The organism is Micromonospora sp. NPDC049559 (genome assembly GCF_040676675.1).
In the GTDB taxonomy this organism is placed as follows: domain Bacteria; phylum Actinomycetota; class Actinomycetes; order Mycobacteriales; family Micromonosporaceae; genus JBFAPK01.
The window spans coordinates 52,246-69,484 of sequence record NZ_JBFAPK010000023.1 but is presented as its reverse complement, the minus strand read 5'-3'; the positions used below and the strand labels follow the sequence as shown (position 1 = coordinate 69,484).

At 74.8% G+C, this 17,239-nt stretch carries 13 protein-coding genes; 6 read left to right on the top strand and 7 right to left on the bottom strand.

What is annotated here, in order from left to right:
- The first annotated feature begins 102 nt into the window (after positions 1–102).
- Positions 103–1,179, top strand: coding sequence for an adenosine deaminase (locus AB0J86_RS23505; protein ID WP_363859743.1), 1,077 nt, complete (start codon positions 103–105; stop codon positions 1,177–1,179).
- Here the strand turns inward: AB0J86_RS23505 and AB0J86_RS23500 are convergent.
- Positions 1,148–1,792 (bottom strand): ATP-binding protein, encoded by a 645-nt coding sequence (locus AB0J86_RS23500; RefSeq protein WP_363859742.1) that lies wholly within the window; start codon positions 1,790–1,792, stop codon positions 1,148–1,150. The two genes, AB0J86_RS23505 and AB0J86_RS23500, sit on opposite strands and share 32 nt — an antisense overlap.
- Before the next feature lie 192 nt (positions 1,793–1,984).
- On the opposite strand from AB0J86_RS23500, the gene AB0J86_RS23495 reads away from it, so the two are divergent.
- From AB0J86_RS23495 to AB0J86_RS23480, 4 genes are all read left to right on the top strand, one after another.
- Positions 1,985–5,347 carry a nitrate- and nitrite sensing domain-containing protein gene (locus AB0J86_RS23495; RefSeq protein ID WP_363859741.1) on the top strand — a complete coding sequence of 1,121 codons (3,363 nt, stop codon included), beginning with the start codon at positions 1,985–1,987 and terminating at the stop codon, positions 5,345–5,347.
- Entirely contained in the window at positions 5,344–5,748 is a 405-nt protein-coding gene (locus AB0J86_RS23490; RefSeq protein ID WP_363859740.1) for a roadblock/LC7 domain-containing protein, read from the top strand. The genes AB0J86_RS23495 and AB0J86_RS23490 overlap by 4 nt, the downstream gene beginning before the upstream one ends.
- Positions 5,749–5,864: 116 nt before the next feature.
- Positions 5,865–6,242 carry a DUF742 domain-containing protein gene (locus tag AB0J86_RS23485; protein WP_363859739.1) on the top strand — a complete coding sequence of 126 codons (378 nt, stop codon included), beginning with the start codon at positions 5,865–5,867 and terminating at the stop codon, positions 6,240–6,242.
- A 1-nt stretch (position 6,243) separates the two neighbouring features.
- On the top strand, positions 6,244–6,831 hold the full coding sequence (locus AB0J86_RS23480) for an ATP/GTP-binding protein (RefSeq protein WP_363859738.1): 588 nt from the start codon (positions 6,244–6,246) through the stop codon (positions 6,829–6,831).
- Between the two features lie 1,028 nt (positions 6,832–7,859).
- Here the strand turns inward: AB0J86_RS23480 and AB0J86_RS23475 are convergent.
- Both AB0J86_RS23475 and AB0J86_RS23470 read right to left on the bottom strand, forming a co-directional pair.
- On the bottom strand, positions 7,860–10,208 hold the full coding sequence (locus AB0J86_RS23475) for a transposase (RefSeq protein WP_363859737.1): 2,349 nt from the start codon (positions 10,206–10,208) through the stop codon (positions 7,860–7,862).
- A gap of 63 nt (positions 10,209–10,271) precedes the next feature.
- On the bottom strand, positions 10,272–11,324 hold the full coding sequence (locus tag AB0J86_RS23470; RefSeq protein WP_363859736.1) for a DNA primase: 1,053 nt from the start codon (positions 11,322–11,324) through the stop codon (positions 10,272–10,274).
- Positions 11,325–11,402: 78 nt separating this feature from the next.
- Here AB0J86_RS23470 and AB0J86_RS23465 point away from each other — a divergent pair, with 78 nt between their 5' ends.
- The gene (locus AB0J86_RS23465; protein ID WP_363859735.1) at positions 11,403–11,747 is read left to right on the top strand and encodes a helix-turn-helix transcriptional regulator; all 345 of its coding nucleotides are present in this window, start codon (positions 11,403–11,405) and stop codon (positions 11,745–11,747) included.
- A 36-nt stretch (positions 11,748–11,783) separates the two neighbouring features.
- Here the strand turns inward: AB0J86_RS23465 and AB0J86_RS23460 are convergent, their stop codons facing one another.
- From AB0J86_RS23460 to AB0J86_RS23445, 4 genes are all read right to left on the bottom strand, one after another.
- On the bottom strand, positions 11,784–12,482 hold the full coding sequence (locus AB0J86_RS23460) for a permease prefix domain 1-containing protein (RefSeq protein WP_363859734.1): 699 nt from the start codon (positions 12,480–12,482) through the stop codon (positions 11,784–11,786).
- Between the two features lie 104 nt (positions 12,483–12,586).
- Positions 12,587–14,524: a thiol reductant ABC exporter subunit CydC gene (cydC, locus tag AB0J86_RS23455; RefSeq protein WP_363859733.1), complete on the bottom strand. Its 1,938-nt coding sequence runs from the start codon at positions 14,522–14,524 to the stop codon at positions 12,587–12,589.
- Positions 14,521–16,221 carry a thiol reductant ABC exporter subunit CydD gene (gene cydD, locus AB0J86_RS23450; RefSeq protein WP_363859732.1) on the bottom strand — a complete coding sequence of 567 codons (1,701 nt, stop codon included), beginning with the start codon at positions 16,219–16,221 and terminating at the stop codon, positions 14,521–14,523. The genes cydC and cydD overlap by 4 nt, the downstream gene beginning before the upstream one ends.
- On the bottom strand, positions 16,218–17,225 hold the full coding sequence (locus tag AB0J86_RS23445; protein WP_363859731.1) for a cytochrome d ubiquinol oxidase subunit II: 1,008 nt from the start codon (positions 17,223–17,225) through the stop codon (positions 16,218–16,220). The genes cydD and AB0J86_RS23445 overlap by 4 nt, the downstream gene beginning before the upstream one ends.
- Positions 17,226–17,239: the final 14 nt, after the last annotated feature.

Here is a 17,239-nt window from a genome sequence, read left to right as displayed (position 1 = left end):
GCGAGCGGATGCTACCCGAGCCGGCGGCCCGTCGCCCTTCGGTCGCGCCCGGCGGACGTGCCGTGCCGGCTCTCCGCCCCGGCGGCCGACTAGGGTCGGAGCATGGCGGCAATCGGATACGAAGAGATCGTCAAGGCCCCGAAGGCCCTGCTCCACGACCACCTGGACGGCGGACTGCGGCCTCGAACGATCGTCGAGTTGGCGGACGAGGTGGGACACCCGCTGCCGGCCACCGATCCCGACGAACTCGGCCGGTGGTTCGTGGCGGCGGCCGACTCGGGCTCGCTGGAGCGGTACCTGGAGACCTTCGCGCACACCGTGGCGGTGATGCAGACGGTCGAGGGGCTGCACCGGGTCGCCGCCGAGTGCGCGCTGGACCTGGCGGCCGACGGTGTCGTCTACGCCGAGGTGCGCTTCGCGCCCGAGCAGCACCTGGAGCGGGGTCTGAGCCTGGACGAGGTGGTGGAGGCGGTGCTGGCCGGCTTCGCCGACGGCGCGGCGCAGGCGGCCCGGACCGGCCGGCCGATCCGGATCGGCACGCTGTTGACGGCGATGCGGCACGCGGCGCGCTCGCAGGAGATCGCCGAACTCGCCGTGCGGCACCGCGACCGGGGCGTCGTCGGCTTCGACATCGCCGGCGCCGAGGCCGGTTTCCCGCCCACCCGGCACCTCGACGCCTTCGAGTACCTGCAGCGGGAGAACTTCCACTTCACCATCCACGCCGGCGAGGCGTTCGGGCTCCCCTCGATCTGGCAGGCGATCCAGTGGTGCGGCGCGGACCGGCTGGGGCACGGGGTGCGCATCGTCGACGACATCACCGCGGGCGCCCAGCCGGTGTTGGGGCGGCTGGCCGCGTACGTCCGGGACAAGCGCATCCCGCTGGAGCTCTGCCCCTCGTCGAACGTGCAGACCGGCGCCGCCCCGTCCATCGCGGAGCACCCCATCGGCCTGCTGCGGGACCTGCGCTTCCGGGTCACGGTCAACACCGACAACCGGCTGATGAGCGGTACCTCGATGTCGCGGGAGATGGCGCTGCTGGTGGAGGCGTTCGGCTACGGCTGGGCGGAGCTGCAGTGGTTCACCATCAACGCCATGAAGAGCGCCTTCATCCCGTTCGACGAGCGGCTGAGCATCATCAACGAGGTGATCAAACCGGCGTACGCGAAGCTGCTGGCCTGACCGGCGCGGCGCTCACCGCGGGGGCGGTCGCGAGCAGCTCGGCGACCTGCCGGACCACCTGCCGACCCCGGTACGGCTGGCAGCCGAGCCCGGCCTGGCGGCGCAGCACCGCGGGTTCGGCGCGCAGCAGCGTGACGCCGCGCCGGACCAGCAGCCCCGGCCCCTTGCGCCGCTCGCTCAGATCGCGGGCGAGCCGCCGGACGAAGGTGACGGTACGGGGCCGGCGCAGCGCGTACGCGCCGGCGAGCAGTCCGCGCCGGCGGCATTCCTGAACGATCTCGGCGGCGAAGATCCCTTCGGCGACGAAGAGTGGCGAACCGGCCAAGTCCAATGTCCGGGTGTCCACCCGACGGTCCGCGCCGATCGCGTAAACCGGCACTTCGGCCTTGCCGTCGGCGATCAGTCGGGCAATGGTTTCCACCGCTGCGGCGGAATCCCACGCTTCGGGTGACTCCCAGTCCGCGACGCCGCCGCGCCGGGGGAGGGTAGGGTCGTCCCCGTCCTTGTAGAAGTCGTCAAGGGAGAGCACGGGGAGCCCGGTACGTCGGGCGATGTACGACTTGCCGGACCCCGACGGGCCGGCGAGGAGTACGACTCCTAGAGGGCGTCTCATTACTTTCCGTAACTCCGAGCAGACGGATAGCTATCAAATTGCTTGAACATCTCAGCACACTCTCGGTGAGGAACAGCCTGGGCTTTCTCTTTGAGTTACGGCGTGATGGAATCTCGGGGGTCCGACCCGCCCAGGGTCGGTCGCTGAGCGGTGCCCACCAATCTACCGGGCACCAAAACGGAGGGCGGTGACGTGAGCAAGCGGCCGAACACGGCGAACTCGTTCCTGTCGCGTCTCCGCCGGCCGATGGGCCGGCTCCGGGACATGCCGATCTGGTCCAAGCTCGGTCTCATCATGATCGTGCCGACCGTGGCCACGGTCGTCGTCGGTACGAGTGGACTCATCGACCACCTGGACACGCTCGGCACCGCCAACCGGGCCAGCACGCTCGCCAATCTCACCCAGGCATCCGGCGAACTCGTCGCCGACCTCCAGGACGAGCGGGCGGCGGCCGTGCTGCTGCTCGCCCCGAACACCCCGGCCGCGGCCAAGCAGAAGTACCGCGAGACGTACAGCCAGCTCCACCCGAAGGTCGACGGCGCCAAGGGGCCCTACTCCGAGCAGCGCAGCAAGCTCGAAGGGCTGCCGACCAACTTCTCCCGCCTGCTCGACGAGATCGACCAGGAGCTCGCGGACCTGCCCGCCGTACGCAGCCAGGTCTTCAACGCGAAGCTGCGGCTCACCGACGCCGTGCAGTCGTACGAGTCCCTCATCGGCGACCTGCTGGACATGCGTGACTCGGCCGCCGCGCTCGCCGGGGACACGTCGCTGAGCGAACGGATCCGGGCGGTGGCGGCGGTGGCGCGCGCCAAGGAGTTCCTGGAGATGCGCCGCGTGGTGGTCCACCGGGCGCTGATCCAGAACACGCTCAGCTCCGCGCTGTTCACCGAGTACATCGGTACCGAGCAGGGCCAGCAGCAGGCGTTGCAGAGCTTCAAGGCGGTGGCCACCCGGGCCGAGAGCGACTTCTACGACCAGACGGTCTCCGGTTCGGACCAGCGCGAGGCCGACACCTACAGCGGCTGGGTACGCAGCAAGCAGACCGACACCACGATGCAGTTCGCGCCCTTCAACGCGGACCAGTGGGACGCCGCGGTGGTCAGCAACGCCAAGCTGATCCGGACGGTGGAGTCGCGCTTCGACGCGGACGTGGTCGCCCAGGCCGACAACATCCGTGGCGACGTGCAGCGCCAGGTCTTCCTGGAGACCGGTGGTCTGCTCATCACCCTGCTGGTCGCCATCTTCTTCGCGTTCCTGGTCGCCCGGTCGATGGCCCGGTCGCTGCGCGAGCTGCGGCATGGCGCGCTGTCGATCGCCCAGTACGGCCTGCCGCAGGCGGTCGCCCGGCTGCGCGACCCGCAGCTGACGGCGCAGATGTCCCCGGTGCAGGTGGCCAACCAGATCGCCGAGCCGCTGCCGGTACGCAGCAACGACGAGTTCGGCCAGGTGACCGAGGCGTTCAACGCGGTCCACCTGGAGGCGGTCCGTACCGCCGCCGAGCAGGCCGCGCTGCGCTCCTCGGTCGCCACGATGTTCGTCAACCTGGCGCGCCGCTCCCAGATCCTCGTCGACCGGCTGATCGGCCACCTCGACCGGCTGGAGCGCGGCGAGGAGGACCCGGACCGGCTGGCGGAGCTGTTCCAGCTCGACCACCTGGCCACCCGGATGCGCCGCAACGACGAGAACCTGCTGGTGCTCGCCGGCGCGGACTCCACCCGCGTGCAGCGGGAGCCGGCCGCGCTGATCGACGTGCTCCGCGCCGCGCAGTCCGAGGTCGAGCACTACACCCGGATCGAGTTCGGCACCATCGACCGGGACATCGAGGTCGCCGCGCACGCCGTCAACGACCTGGTCCACCTCGTCGCCGAGCTATTCGACAACGCCACGGCGTTCTCGCCGCCGGACTCGAAGGTGATGGTCGAGGCGCGGCGGGTGGGCGACCGGGCCTCCCTCTTCGTCGAGGACCGGGGCATCGGCATCAGCGCCGACCAGCTCCGCGACCTCAACGAGCGGCTCGCCACGCCGCCGATGGTGGACGTGACCGTCTCCCGGATGATGGGCCTCGTCGTGGTCGCCCGGCTGGCCTCCCGGCACGGCGTCAAGGTCGAGCTGCGCCCGGGTACGGATCGCGGTACGACCGCCGACGTCACGCTGCCGACCGCGGTGCTCGTACCGCGGGCCCTCGCCGGTCGGCCGCTGCCCGGGGCGGACCAGCCGGCACCGCGCCCGCCGGCCACGTCGCCGCTCGCGCTGGAGAGCGCCCCGACCATCCCGCCGCTGCCGCGGCAGGGCGACCGGGACAACCAGCTGGTCGGCCCGGGTGGGCGACGCTTCGACCCGATGCCGCTCAACGGCGGGTCGCCCGGCGGCAACCGGTCGGGCGGGGGCCGCTCGATGCCGGCCTGGTCGGACCTCACGGGCGCGAACGCCGGCCCGAACGGCGGCGACCCGTTCACCCCGAAGCCCTCGAACGGCCGCGGCGGCGAGCCGCTGCCGCAGCGCCGCTCCCCGGCGGACGAGGAGACGCCCGAGGAGACGCCGGGCGGCGGCATTCCCCGGCAGATCCCCACCAGCCCCGAGACGTGGTCCGACCCGAGCAGCACGACAGTGCTTCCGCCGGTCTCCGGACCGCCCGTCTCGGCGCCCCCGCGGTCGGTCTCCGGACCCCCGGTACCGCCGCGCTCCGTCTCCGCGCCGCCGCTGGGCGCTCCCGGCAACGGGGTCGTACCGCCGGTCGGCGGGGGTCTCGGTGCGGGCAACGGCGCGCCGCCGGTGATCCCGCCCGGCAACCCCACCCCGCCCCCGGCCTGGCCGCCGGTCGCTCCGCCGGAGCGCGAGACGACGACCCCGCCGGTGCCCGAGAAGCTCGCCGCCGCGCTCGACATGACCGCCGAACTGCCGAAGGTCATGCGCAACCGACCGGAGCCGGCGGCCCCCCAACAGCCCGCCGCGAACCGCCAGCAGTTCGCCGACGAGACCATGGAACTGCCGATCTTCCGGGAGCTGGAGTCCGCCTGGTTCCGCACCCGGCGGCCCGCGGCCGAGGAGGCCGGCGGCGGCGCCCCGGCGCCGAAGCAGCCCACCGGTCAGGTCGCGACGGTCGACGTCGACCTGCCGGCACCGCGGTCGGCCGCGCCCGCCCCGGGCGCCGGCGGTACGGCCGGTCAGGGCACCCCGCCGGGCTACGGCGCCGAGCGCCGTGGCGACCCGGCGCTGCCGAGCTGGCAGACGGCGGCCGATGACGGCTGGCGCGCCGCGAGCGCGGCGACCGACGTTCCCGTCGCCGAGACCACCCAGGCCGGGTTGCCGAAGCGGAAGCCGATGGCACAGTTGGTACCCGGAGGGGTGGAGAAGCCGACGAACTCGACGCAGCGCCGCACACCCGAAGCGGTGCGGGGTCTCCTCTCGGCGTACCACCGAGGTGTGCAGCGTGGCCGTACGCACCCTACGGATGACCACATGACCAACCCGGAGGGCACTCCGGGAGGGCAGCAGTCCTCGCAGCCTGGCTTAGGCCCCGCGGCCGGGAGCGGGCAGAAGGAGCATGAAGGATGACAACTACGCAGGATCTTGGTTGGCTCCTGGCCAACTTCGCCGACCGGGTACCGGGGGTCGCGCACGCGATCGCGGTCTCCGCCGACGGTCTGCTCCTCGCGTCGTCACGAGACCTTCCTCGCGACCGGGCAGACCAGCTCGCCGCCATCGCTTCCGGCCTGGTCAGCCTCACACAGGGCGCGGCGCGCTGCTTCGAGGGTGGGGCGGTGCTGCAGACGGTGGTCGAGATGGACAATGGTTTCCTGTTCCTCATGTCCATCTCGGACGGTTCGTCGTTCGCCGTGCTCGCCGCCCGCAGTTGCGACGTGGGACAGGTCGGGTACGAGATGGCGCTGCTCGTCGACCGGGTGGGCGACGCGCTGACCCCGCAGCCTAGGGCCGCTGCGGGGATGTTGGGCTGAAACAAGCCGCACGCGGCCGGCGGAGACGTTGGCCGCGTGAGCGGTGTGACAATAGGCGACAGACGACGAGCTCCACCGATCGAGATTCCGGCAGGGTACGAAGGAGGTGAGCGGCGATGGCCGAGCGTGACGAGCCGACTGGCGCGCTGGTCAGGCCATACGCCGTCACCGGCGGTCGGACCCGTCCCCGGCTCGATATCGCCCTGGAGGCGCTCGTCGAGACGACGGTGCGGGGCCGGTCGGCCGGTAACGCCAATGGCGGCCAGAGCCGGGAGCACCAATACATCGCCGCGCTGTGTGACGGACGGCTTCAGTCGCTCGCCGAGATCGCGGCGCGGATGCAACTGCCGCTCGGAGTGGCCCGGGTTCTGATCGCCGACATGGCCGCCGACGGTCTTGTCGCCGTGCACGAACCGACATCCCTGGAAGACTCGAACGACGCGGTGGGCACTGAACTGCTGGAGAGGGTGCTGAGTGGACTTCGCAGGCTCTGACATGTCGCACCGCCCGACGGCCGGGCGCGTGACATCGGCGAAGATCGTCATCGCCGGTGGATTCGGCGTTGGTAAGACGACGCTGGTCGGCTCGGTCTCCGAGATCACGCCGCTGACCACCGAGGCGATCATGACGTCGGCTGGCGTGGGCGTCGATGACACGCGACAGGTACCGGGTAAGACGACCACCACGGTCGCCATGGACTTCGGCCGTATCTCGATCGACCGAGACCTGATCCTCTACCTGTTCGGAACGCCGGGCCAGACGCGGTTCTGGTTCATGTGGGACGAGCTGGTACGAGGGGCGATCGGTGCCGTGGTCCTCGTCGACACGCGTCGACTGGCGGACTGCTTCGCGGCGATCGACTTCTTCGAGCACCGGCGGCTGCCGTACCTCGTGGCGATCAACTGCTTCGACGGGATGCAGTACCACGACCCGCAGGACGTACGGGACGCGCTGGCCATCTCGAACGACGTACCGGTCGTCGCGTGCGACGCGCGTAACCGCGAGTCGACCAAGCACGTGCTGATCTCGCTGGTCGAGTACGTGCTGACGATGCGGCGGTCGCGCGCGGTCGCACCGGCCTGACGGTCGGGGAACCCGGCCGGCGCGGGCGCTCGCGCCGGCGGCGGGTCGGCCGGCACCGGGGCGACCCGGTGACGCGGCGGTCCGCCCTGTGCGCGTTCGCCCGCGCTGCGTCGCGCTCGTAAGCGGACCGCCGTCGTACCCGTGGCGCGGATCGTCCCGGTGCCCGTCGGGTCTCCACACCGGACGCCGTGGACGCTCGGTACCACCGTCCTGGTTGGTCGCCGGGGCGGTCGTCCCTGAGCCGCACGGAGCCGTGCCGCTCCGCGCGCTGCGGGCCTGCGGTGGACCGAGCGGGACCCCGCCGCCGCCGGGGGAGCCGGGGCATGGTCCCGGTCGCACCGTCCACGCCGTACCAGTTCCCAACTCCTGCCGGACCTGCGGGCCTGCCCCACTCCACTCCGGAGGGACGGGCGGAGCCGCGCGCCAGCGGCCACTGTGCTTCGTCGCCGCTCCGGCCGGCACGAGGTGGTCGGCCCCGGCCGGCACGCCGCCTCGTCTCCGTCCGGCCCGCGCCGTTTCGCCTCTGCCCGGCCCGCGCCGGCGGCGGTCCGCTGCGCCGGGTGCCCGTACGCGTCGATCAGAGCCGCCGCGTACGGGCCGACGGCGGCCGGTACGCCGCCAGGAGCGCCGTAGCGGGCACGGACGCGCCGGCCATCGTGTTGCCAGGATCCGCCCCGCTCCGTCGCTCCAGCGGGCGCTGAGGCGGCCCGTACGCCCGTTCCCGTGGCGATGCCCGGCAGGATGCGACACGGGTCGGGTGATACCCCGATCCGCGGGATCCTCACCTCCGCGCCGTACCCGGTCCACGAACGAGCGTCGCCGCGCCCCGATCGGGACGCGGCGACGCGACGGAGTTCAGGCTGTTGGGCCGCGTTTCATAAGGACTGGCCGGCCTGCGGCGGGCCCAGACGACGGCCGGCCGCGTTGCGCTACCGCCCGGATACCACAGCGGTATCCGGACGAAACCGCGCCTTGCCGGACCGCCGTCCGGACTCCGCCTCGGCTCGACCGCCCTTGTGAGACGCGGCCTAGGAGCGGTACCCCGCAGAGCGTGGGAACTCGAACTCCCGGCTCTCGTCCTGCCCGCTCGGGTCCCGGCTGAAGTCCCAACCGCCGGCCGACTCGCGGCCCGGACGGCCGCCGACCGCGAACCCGCCGATCTCCTGCCCGCGACGCCAGCCGCGGAAGTAGCCCGTGGTGTTCTCGGCGAGGCTCGCCGGGTCGCGCACGATCCGCAGTGGACGCTCGTCGCGCAGCGGCGAGCCCGGCACCAGGTTGGCCTGCGGTACGCGCTTGGGCAGGCCGGCGCTGGTCTCGGCGCCGACCGCCGGCCGGGCGGCCTGCTCCGCCGCCCGCCAGCCGGTGTCCGCGGTGGACGACCACTGCACCTCGGACTCGTCCGGGTGGTCGGTGAACCAGGCCGAACGCGCGGCCGCGAAGATCAGCAGGTCGCCGTCGCCCTCGTCCGGCACCGGAGGCTCGCTGTGCTCGGCGGCCGGGCGCGCGGGTCGGGTGGGAAGCTCGTCCCGGCCGGCGCCGTTCGGCTCGACCAGGCGCAGCGGCGGGGCGTCGAGCGGCAGCTGCGCCGACTGCTGGGTGTTCTCGCGCAGCGCCCGGTCGGCCAGCGGCGGCGGCTCGACGAGGCGCAGCATCGGCGGCTCCTGCGGCAGGTCGTCGGCGAGCCACGGCGGGGTGATCCGGTTCTCGCCCGTACCCGGATCGGTCGGCGCGTCGATCGGCGACCGGCCGCGCTCCGAACCGGGGTACGGGGGAGGCTCCGGCGCGCCGGCGGCCTCGGGACGCTCGTCCGACGGCGTCACCAGGGGCCAGTTCGCCCGGGAGCCCGGCGGGGCCGGTTCCGGGCCGGGCCGGGTCGGTACGGGCATCGGCAGGTCCGTCGCGCCGAACCCGTTGGTCGGCGCCGACGCGGACTCGGGCTCCGGCTTGGTACGGGGCCGCGGGGTGATCGGTGTCGGACGCTGCCGCTCGGCGCGCGCGTTCTGGATCGCGGCGGTGGTGAGCGTGGCCCGGAACGGCTCGCCCGCCTCGGCCGGCGGTATCTTGCCCCGCTGCTGCTGCTGACCGATCGGCGTGATGCCGGGCGGCGGTGGTGGGGCCGAGATCGGGCGGTTGGCCGGGACGTCGCCGCGGTGCGCGGCCGGCGCCAGCGGGGCCGGCTGCGGCGCGGGGGCGGGCGGCGTACGCAGCGGTGACGGCGCGGTGGGCGGGGTGGCCGGCGTCGGCATGGCGGCGGCCGGGGTGACCGGCGCGGGCGCCATCGGCGGCGGGGCCACCGGGGTCGGCGCGACCGGCGTCATCGGCTGGGACGCCGTCAGCCCGCCGCGACCCGCCGGCTCCGGACGGCTGCGCCGCCCACCGCCGGGCAGCGGGTCGTTCCGGTTGGTCGCGGCGTCGACGGCCGGCGGAGCGGAGGCCGGGGTGGCCAGGTCGGGGGCGCGGCGCAGGGACCGGCGGGCGGTGGACGGCGCGGTGCCGACCCGGGCCGTCAGCGTCGCCACCAGCGCGTCGCAGCCGGCGTCGCAGGCCCGTACCGCCGCGACGGCCTGCCGTACCGTCTCGGCGATCGCCGAGGTCATGGCCTTGTTCGCGACGGGCCGCCGGGGCGTCTCGGCGATCGCGACCCGCAGCGCGGTGACCGCCTCGGTGATGGCGCCGGCGTCGGCCACACCGTCGGCCGCGAGGTGGGCGGCGATGGCGTCGGCCGCCACCGCGGTGTCCCGACCGCGGCTGCCGTTGGCGGCCAGCATCCCGGGCTCGGGCAGCGCGTCGAGCACCGCCAGCGAGACCGGTTCGGCCGGGTCCGGATAGGCGCGCAGCGCGGCCGGGTAGAGCTCGCGCAGCACCTCGCGCAGGGCCACGGCGGCGGAGTGCCGGCCGTTCGCCAACGCGGCGTGCGCCGCCAGCACGGACTTGTAGCCGGCGAGGTCGCGCGGTGCCGGGAGGGTCACCGCGGAGAGCGCGCCGGCCTGCAACGCCCGGGCCAGTCCGACTGCGCGCCGCTCGGCCGGTGGCGACTGCATCTCGTCCAGGGACTCGTCGTCGGCGAAGCGCTCGGCGAAGTCGTCCACCGAGTCGTCGTCGGCGATGGCGAGCGGCCGTCCGGCGGCGCTGAGCAGCGAGGTGACGGTGTGGTCGTCACTGTCGGCGGCGATCGCCGCACCGCTCGGCCCGCCGGAGCGCTCGACCAGCAGCGCGCCGAGCCGGGCGTAGCCGAGTGGATCGTCGGCGATCTCGCAGACGTGCAGTAGCCGTCCCGCGTCGTCGACGACGGCCGCGGTCAGCGACGAGTCGGCCGAAGCCGGCCGCGCGGTCGGATCCGCCGAGGCAAGACCGCAGTACACCCGAACGAGCGCCAAGGCGTCGTCCTCCTCCCGGGACTCATGTCGTGCGCGCCAAAGACTGATGCTCCCTGGTGAGGGTCAGTCGCGCCAGTCCACGGCGGCAGAGATCTTGCCGACAATAGTGCGCCACCCGAGACTTGCGGTTTGTGCCCCGATTTTTTTCAACCGCCGGCGGCCCATGAAACCGCCGATGCCGCCGCCCACCGAGGCCCGCAGCGCCTCGTCCAGGTCGTCGAGGCTGGAGCCGGGGGAGAGCATGTCCAGAACGGACGGTAGCCGCAGGGCGTACGAGAGGTCACGGGCCACCTCGCCGGCCTCGATCAACAGCGTCGGGTCCCAGGTGTCGTGCCCGCCGCGCAGATTCTCCACGACCAGGTCGAGCTCGTAGGAGTCCTCGTCGAGCGGGGCGATGTCGGCCGGGCGGACCCGGGAGACCAACTCGTCCCAGGTGTCGAGCTGCGCCAGGTCGTGCGGGGCGTCGGAGCGTACGAAGTCCACCAGCGACTCCGCGCTCTTGAAGAGCAGCAGCTTGCCGCGGTGGCTGAGGAAGACGGGCACCTCCTCGGCCGCCGGCTCCTCTTCCTCTTCCTCTTCTTCTTCCTCGGCCTCCGCCTCGGCGTCGGGCTCGGTCTCCTCGCCGTCCTCGTCGCCGTCCCGGCGGCGGCGCCCGCGCTCGGCGTCGGCCGCCGCGTCCTCGTCGCCGAAGTCGTCCGCGAACTCCTCGTCGAGGATGACGACCTCCTCGTCCTCCTCCGCCGCGGCGCGGGCGCGCGCGGCGAACGGGTCGTCCTCCTCGCGGTCGCCGATGTCGGTCGGGGTCAGCTCGTTCGAGAGCCGGTACGCCCGCAGGGTGAAGCCCGTCCCGGCGGGGAGGGCGATCTCCACGGGGTCGATCCGGACCTCTTCCCACAGGGTCCGGTCCGCGGATTCGGCCGGCGACGCGTCGGCCTCGAGGTCGGCATCCGCCGCCTCGGGCTCGGCGGGCCCACCGGTCTCGTCGAGCTCCGTCTCGGGCTCGTCTGCGTCGGGGCGCTGGGACGACTGGCGGGCCACACTGACCTCCGTGTGCAACTCAGGTTTGCGGCACTCGGCCCGGCGTCTCGACGGCGGGTCGGGTGACTCTGCGCACATACCCTAGTCGGCTCTCCTGCGAGTTCGATGCCCGCACCCCGTTGGAGTTCGGTGCGCTTATTAGTAGGCTTTCTACTTATGAAGGCGCAGGCGCTGCACGGCCACCTCGACGCGCTCCTGCTCGCGGTGCTCGAAGGCGGCCCGCTGCACGGCTACGCGATCATCGAGGCGCTCCGGGACCGCAGCGGCGGGACGCTCAACCTCCCCACCGGCACGATCTATCCGGCGCTGCGCCGGCTGGAGCGGGCCGGCTACGTCGAGAGCAGCTGGAGCACGGTCAACGGCCGGGAACGGCGTACCTACCACCTCACCGGTGCCGGGCAGCGGGCGTTGACGGGCGAGCGGTCGAGCTGGCAGGAGTTCAGCTCGACGGTCGGACGGTTCCTCGGCGGGCCCTCGGCCTCGCCCCAGGCGCCCGCCTGATCGTCGGCGCGATCGCGCCGGGCCGGCTGCCCACGGTCAGCCGGCGACGGCGGGCTCGGCGGCGGCGACCGCGCGGGTGCTCGCGCGGCAGGACCAGGCGGCGTGGGCGATCCAGGCGAAGGCGAGCACCGTCAGCCCGCCGCCGACCAGCATCGGCGGCCAGGCCCGCGCGGCCGACCAGAGCCCCATCGACCAGACGTACACGGCGACCCCGCCGAGCGCGCCCAGCGCCACCACCGCGGTGAGCACCTGGCCGACGGTACGGGCCGGCCGGTCCGCGCCGGTACGGCCGCCTCGGGTCGACCAGACCAACCACGCGTAGCCGAGCACGCCGAGCAGACCGATGACGAGCCACACCAGGTCCAGCGCGGCGGCGAGCAGCAGGTAACCGGTCGAGGGTCGGCTCCCCGTCCAGGGCGCGCCCCGCCACATCACGTCCGCCTTCGCCACCAGCAGGAGACTCACCAGCGAGGTCCGGGCGGCCAGCGACCGCAGCGCTCCGGCGGCCAGTTCGGCCTGGTAGGCCGGGGCCAGCTCGGCCGGGGTACCGAACTCGGCCACCGCCCGCCGCTGGGCCGCCTCGGGGTCCAGCCCGGCCGCCAGGTACGCCGAGACGGCGTCCTCCAGGCCGTGTCGTGCCTCCCTGAGCAGGTCGGACCGGCGCCGGCCGGGGCCGGTCAACCGGCCGCCGAGGGCACGGAGGTGGTCGTCCACGACGGTGGTCGGGGCGGGCATGCCGTCCAGGGTGCCATCCCCGGCCGGCCGGCGGACTCCGGAACTACCCTGACCCGACCCGGAGATCCGCCCGACCCGGAGATCCGCGCGACCCGGAGATCCGCTCAGGGCGCGATGGCGAGGTAGCCCCGCTCGGCCGCCTCCTGGAGCAGCCACTGGTCGCGGTACCAGCCGGGGGTGGCGACCAGTTCGTCGTGCCGGCCACGCTGGACGATCCGGCCGCCGTCGAGGACCACGATCTCGTCGTACCGGTCGAGGCCGCGCAGCCGGTGGGTCACCAGTACGACGGTGTGCTCCGGCCCGGCGGCGGCGGTGGCGCTCGCGAGCACCCGGTCGGCGGCGACCGGGTCGAGCCCCTCGGTCGGTTCGTCCAGCAGCAGTACGGCCGGCGCGGCGAGCAGCGCCCGGGCCAGGGCGAGCCGCTGGCGCTGGCCGCCGGAGAGCTGCCCGCCGTCCTCGCCCACCACCGTGTCCCAGCCGTGCGGCTGTCGCCGTACCCAGTCCAGCAGGCCGGCCGCCGCGGCCGCCCCGGCGAGCTCGTCGTCGTTCGCCCCGGCCCGGCCGAGCAGCAGGTTGTCCCGTACCGAGGCGTGGAAGACGTGCGCCTCGGCGAGCAGTCCACCGACCAGCCGCGGCAGCCGCTGCTCCGGGTACGCCCGCGGCGGTGTCCCGTCGATCGTGACCTCGCCCCGGTCCGGCGGGACCGTGCCGGTGAGGACCCCCAGCAGGGTGCTCTTGCCCGCGCCGCTGGGGCCGACGACGGCGAGCCGGTGCCCGGCCGGCAAATCGAGGGTCACGGAGTCCAGCGCGGGCGGGGTGTCCGCCCGGTAACGCACACACACCGCGTCGAGCCGCACGCCCACGCCCCCGACCGGCCCGTCGGCAGGCGCGGCGGGGGCCGGCACGCTCGGCCGGTTCCGGTCGGGATCCGCGGCACCGGTCGCGGGCGGCGCCGCGTTGGGCGCCCCCGTGTGCCCCTCGGTGTGCCGACCGGCGGGAAGCAGCGCGGCGACCCGCCGCAGTCCGGTCCGGAGCTGGCTCCACTGCCGGGCCGCGCCGACGAGGGCGAGGGCGGCCTCCACGGCGGCGAGCGTGCCGACGCCGAGCACCCCGACCAGCACCCCGTCGACGCCGGCCCGCAGCGCCGTGGTCACCACGGCGGCGCTGGTCGCGCCGGCGAGGAGTACGCCGACACCGTCGATCGCCCAGCCGGCCGCGGCGAGCCGGCGCTCCAGCCCGGCGAGTTCCCGCGAGCGGGCCGCCGTACGGGCCAGCGCGGCGCCCGTGGCACCGAAGGCGGCCAGGTCGGCGGCGCCGTGGGTCAGGTCGACCGCGTCGGTGGCGAGCGCGCCGCGCAGCGGGGCGACCCGGTCGGCGGTACGCCGGGTCAGGGCGGTGGCCGCCGCCGGCAGGGCGAGGCCGGCGAGGAGCAGCCCGACGGCGAGCGGCACCGCCGCGGCGGGCGCCACCAGGGCCGTACCGCCGACGGCGAGCAGCCCCACGACGGCCGCCGCCGCGCCGGGCACCAGCACGCGCAGCAGCAGGTCCTGGACGGCCTCCACGTCGGAGACCAGGCGGCTGAGGGTGTCGCCCGAGCGCCGGGGCGGGGCGGTACGGCGCGCCGCCAGCCGCGCGAAGACCTCGGCCCGTACGTCGGTGATGATCCGCAGGGTGGCGTCGTGCCCGGCGAGCCGTTCCGTGTAGCGGAGCACGCCGCGGCCGATGGCCAGCGCCCGGACCGCGACGATCGCCACCGTGAGGACGTCCAGCGGGGGCTGCCCGGCGGCGGTGATCAGCAGCCAGGTGGCGGTGGCCATCAGGGCCAGCCCGGCGAGTTCGGTGCCGGCCGCGAGCAGCCCTGCCCCGAGTAGCCGGCTCAGGTACGGGCGGGCCAACCGGAGCACGGCGCGCTCGGCCGCGAGCGGCCGGTCCGGCGCGGCGGGCGGTCCTGGCCGCACCGGGGGCGGCTCGGTGCGCGGGGCGGCTGACGGTTCGGGGCGCACCGGGGACGGCTCGGCGCGCGGCGCGGCGGGTCCGGTCATGCCGGCACCGTCCCGCGTCCGCCGGCCGGTACCAGCTCGGTGACCCGGCCGTCCTCGATCCGCAGGACGCGGTCGGCGTCGGCCAGCAGCGCCGGCCGGTGCGCGACGAGCAGCGCCGTACGCCCGGCGACGAGCCGGCGGGTGGCCGCCAGCACGGCGGCCTCGGAGGCGCCGTCGAGCCGGGCGGTGGGCTCGTCGAGCAGCACCAGCGGCGCGTCCCGGAGGAAGGCGCGGGCCAGGGCGACCCGCTGGCGCTGCCCGCTGGAGAGCCCGTGCCCGCGCTCGCCCAGCGTCGTGTCGAGCCCGTCGGGCAGCTGGGCGAGCACCTCGTCGAGCGCGGCGGCCCGGACGGCGGCGCCGACCCGTTCCGCCTCGGCGTCCGGCGCGCCCAGGCGGATGTTGTCGGCCAGCGACGCCGCGAAGAGGTGCGCCCGCTGCGGTACCCAGGCGAGCCCGGCCCGCCAGGCGTCCGGGTCGAGCGTGGCGAGGTCGACGCCGTCGACGGTGATCCGGCCCGAGGTGGGGATGACGAAGCCGAGCAGCAGCCCCAGCAGGGTGCTCTTGCCGGCGCCGCTCGGCCCGACGATCGCCAGGTGCTCGCCGGGCCGGATGGTGAGCGTCACGTCCCGCAGCGCGGTGGTGCGCTCGTACTCGACGGTCACCGACTCGAAGCGGATCTCCCCGGCCGGCCCGCCCGTACCGGTACCGGTCGCGGCGCCGGCCGGCGGTGCGGGCGCCGCCGGCGTCGGGGCGGCGTCCAGCACGGTGAGCGCCTCGTCCAGCGCGGCCAGCCCCTCCATGCTGGCGTGGAACCGGCTGCCGGCGGCGCGCAGCGGCAGATACGCCTCCGGCGCGAGCAGGAGCACGAGCAGCGCGGTCTGCAGGGCGATGCCGCCCCCGAGCAGCCGCAGCCCGACCGGTACGGCGACCAGCGCCACCGACAGCGTCGCGACCAGCTCCAGCACCAGCGCCGAGAGGAAGGCGATGCGCAGCGTCCGCATGGTGGCGACCCGATGCCCGTCGGCCATTCGGCGGACCACCTCGACCTGCGCGCCGGCCCGACCGAACGCGCGCAGCGTCGGCAGCCCGGTCACCATGTCCAGGAAGTGGCCGCCGAGCAGGGTCAGCCGCCGCCACTGCCGCTCGGTCGCGGCCTGCGCCTGCCAGCCGAGCAGCGCGCCGAAGACCGGGATCAGCGGCAGGGTCACCGCGATGATCAGCGCCGAGCTCCAGTCCGCGAGGACGAGCCGGGCCAGCACCGCGACCGGCACGGTCACGCTGAGCACCAGCTGCGGCAAATACCCGGTGAAGTAGGCGTCCAGCGCGTCCAGCCCGCGTCCGGCGAGCGTGGCGAGCTGCCCGGCGTGCTGGCCGGCGAGCCAGCCCGGCCCGCGCCGGCCGACCGCCGCCAGCAGCTCGGTACGCAGCGCCGCCTTGACCGTCGCCGCGCTGGCCGCGGCCACCGCGCCCTGGGCCCAGAGCAGCAGTGCCCGGCCCGCCACCGCCGCCAGGAAGGCGTACAGGGCGGGCCGGTCCAGCCGGGCGCCGGCTGCGGCGGTGAGCAGGGCGGCCAGGGCGGTGGCCTGCGCGACCACCAGCGCGGCGGTGGCCACGCCGAGGAGTCCGAGCAGGGCGAGGTGACGCCGGGTCGCGGGGACCCGCCGCGGTAGTCGCGGGTCGAACGGGCGGCGGTTCACCAGTACACCGGCGTCCTGCCGTCGATCCGCCCGCGGAACGCCCACCAGCACATCGCCTGGAAGCCTAGTAGGGCGGGGAGCAGGGGTGCCATCAGCCAGCTCAGCAGCCGCAGCGTGGGCCCGCTCGCCGCCGCGTCGGCCACCGTCAGGCTCGCCGCCGGGTCGACGGTGGAGACCAGCGCGTACGGCCAGGTGGCGGCGCCGACCAGCAGCACCGGCACGGCCAGGGCCAGCGCGGTGGCGGTGAAGGCGAGCCCGTGGCGCCGCCGGGCGAGCGCGCGGCCCGCGACCAGCAGCGCCCCGGCCAGCACCGCCACCAGCAGTACGGTCGGGTACGGCTGCTGCACGGCCTCGCGTACCCGGGCGGAGAGCGCGCCCACGACGGCCGCGACGGCGAGCGTGGCGAGCGCGACCGGCACCAGCCGGCGCCCGGTCCGCGCGGCCCGTTCGGCGGCCTCACCGGGCAGCCGCAGCGCGAGGAAGCTCGCGCCGTGCACGGCGACCAGCGCGACGGTCGCCAGCGCCGTGGCCGCCGCGAAGGGCGTGGCGACGTGGCCGACGCCGGCGACGTGACCGTCGGCGTGCAGCGGCACCCCCTGGAGCAGCCCGCCGAGCACGGCGCCCCAGCCGAGGGCGGCGAGCGCGGCACCGGCGGTGACCAGCCGGTCCCACCGGCCCCGGGCCCGGTCGGAGGCGGGCCGGCTGCGCAGCTGCACCGCGGCGGTGACCACGATCACGCCGAAGAGGGCGAGCACCACGGCCGGGTAGAGGCCGGCGAGCAGTTCGCCCTCCAGCATCGGAAACGCGCCGAAGAGGATGCCGGCGGCGGCGACGAGCCAGACCTCGTTGCCGAGGAAGAACGGGCCGAGGGCGGTGAGGCTCTCCCGCCGCTGGGCCGGCCCGGCATCGCGGGCGAGCAGCAGGCCGACGCCGTAGTCGTAGCCGCCGAGCACGAGGTAGGCGGCGAAGAAGAGGCCCAGCAGGGCGTACCAGACGGTCTCCACGGATCTCCCTCCGG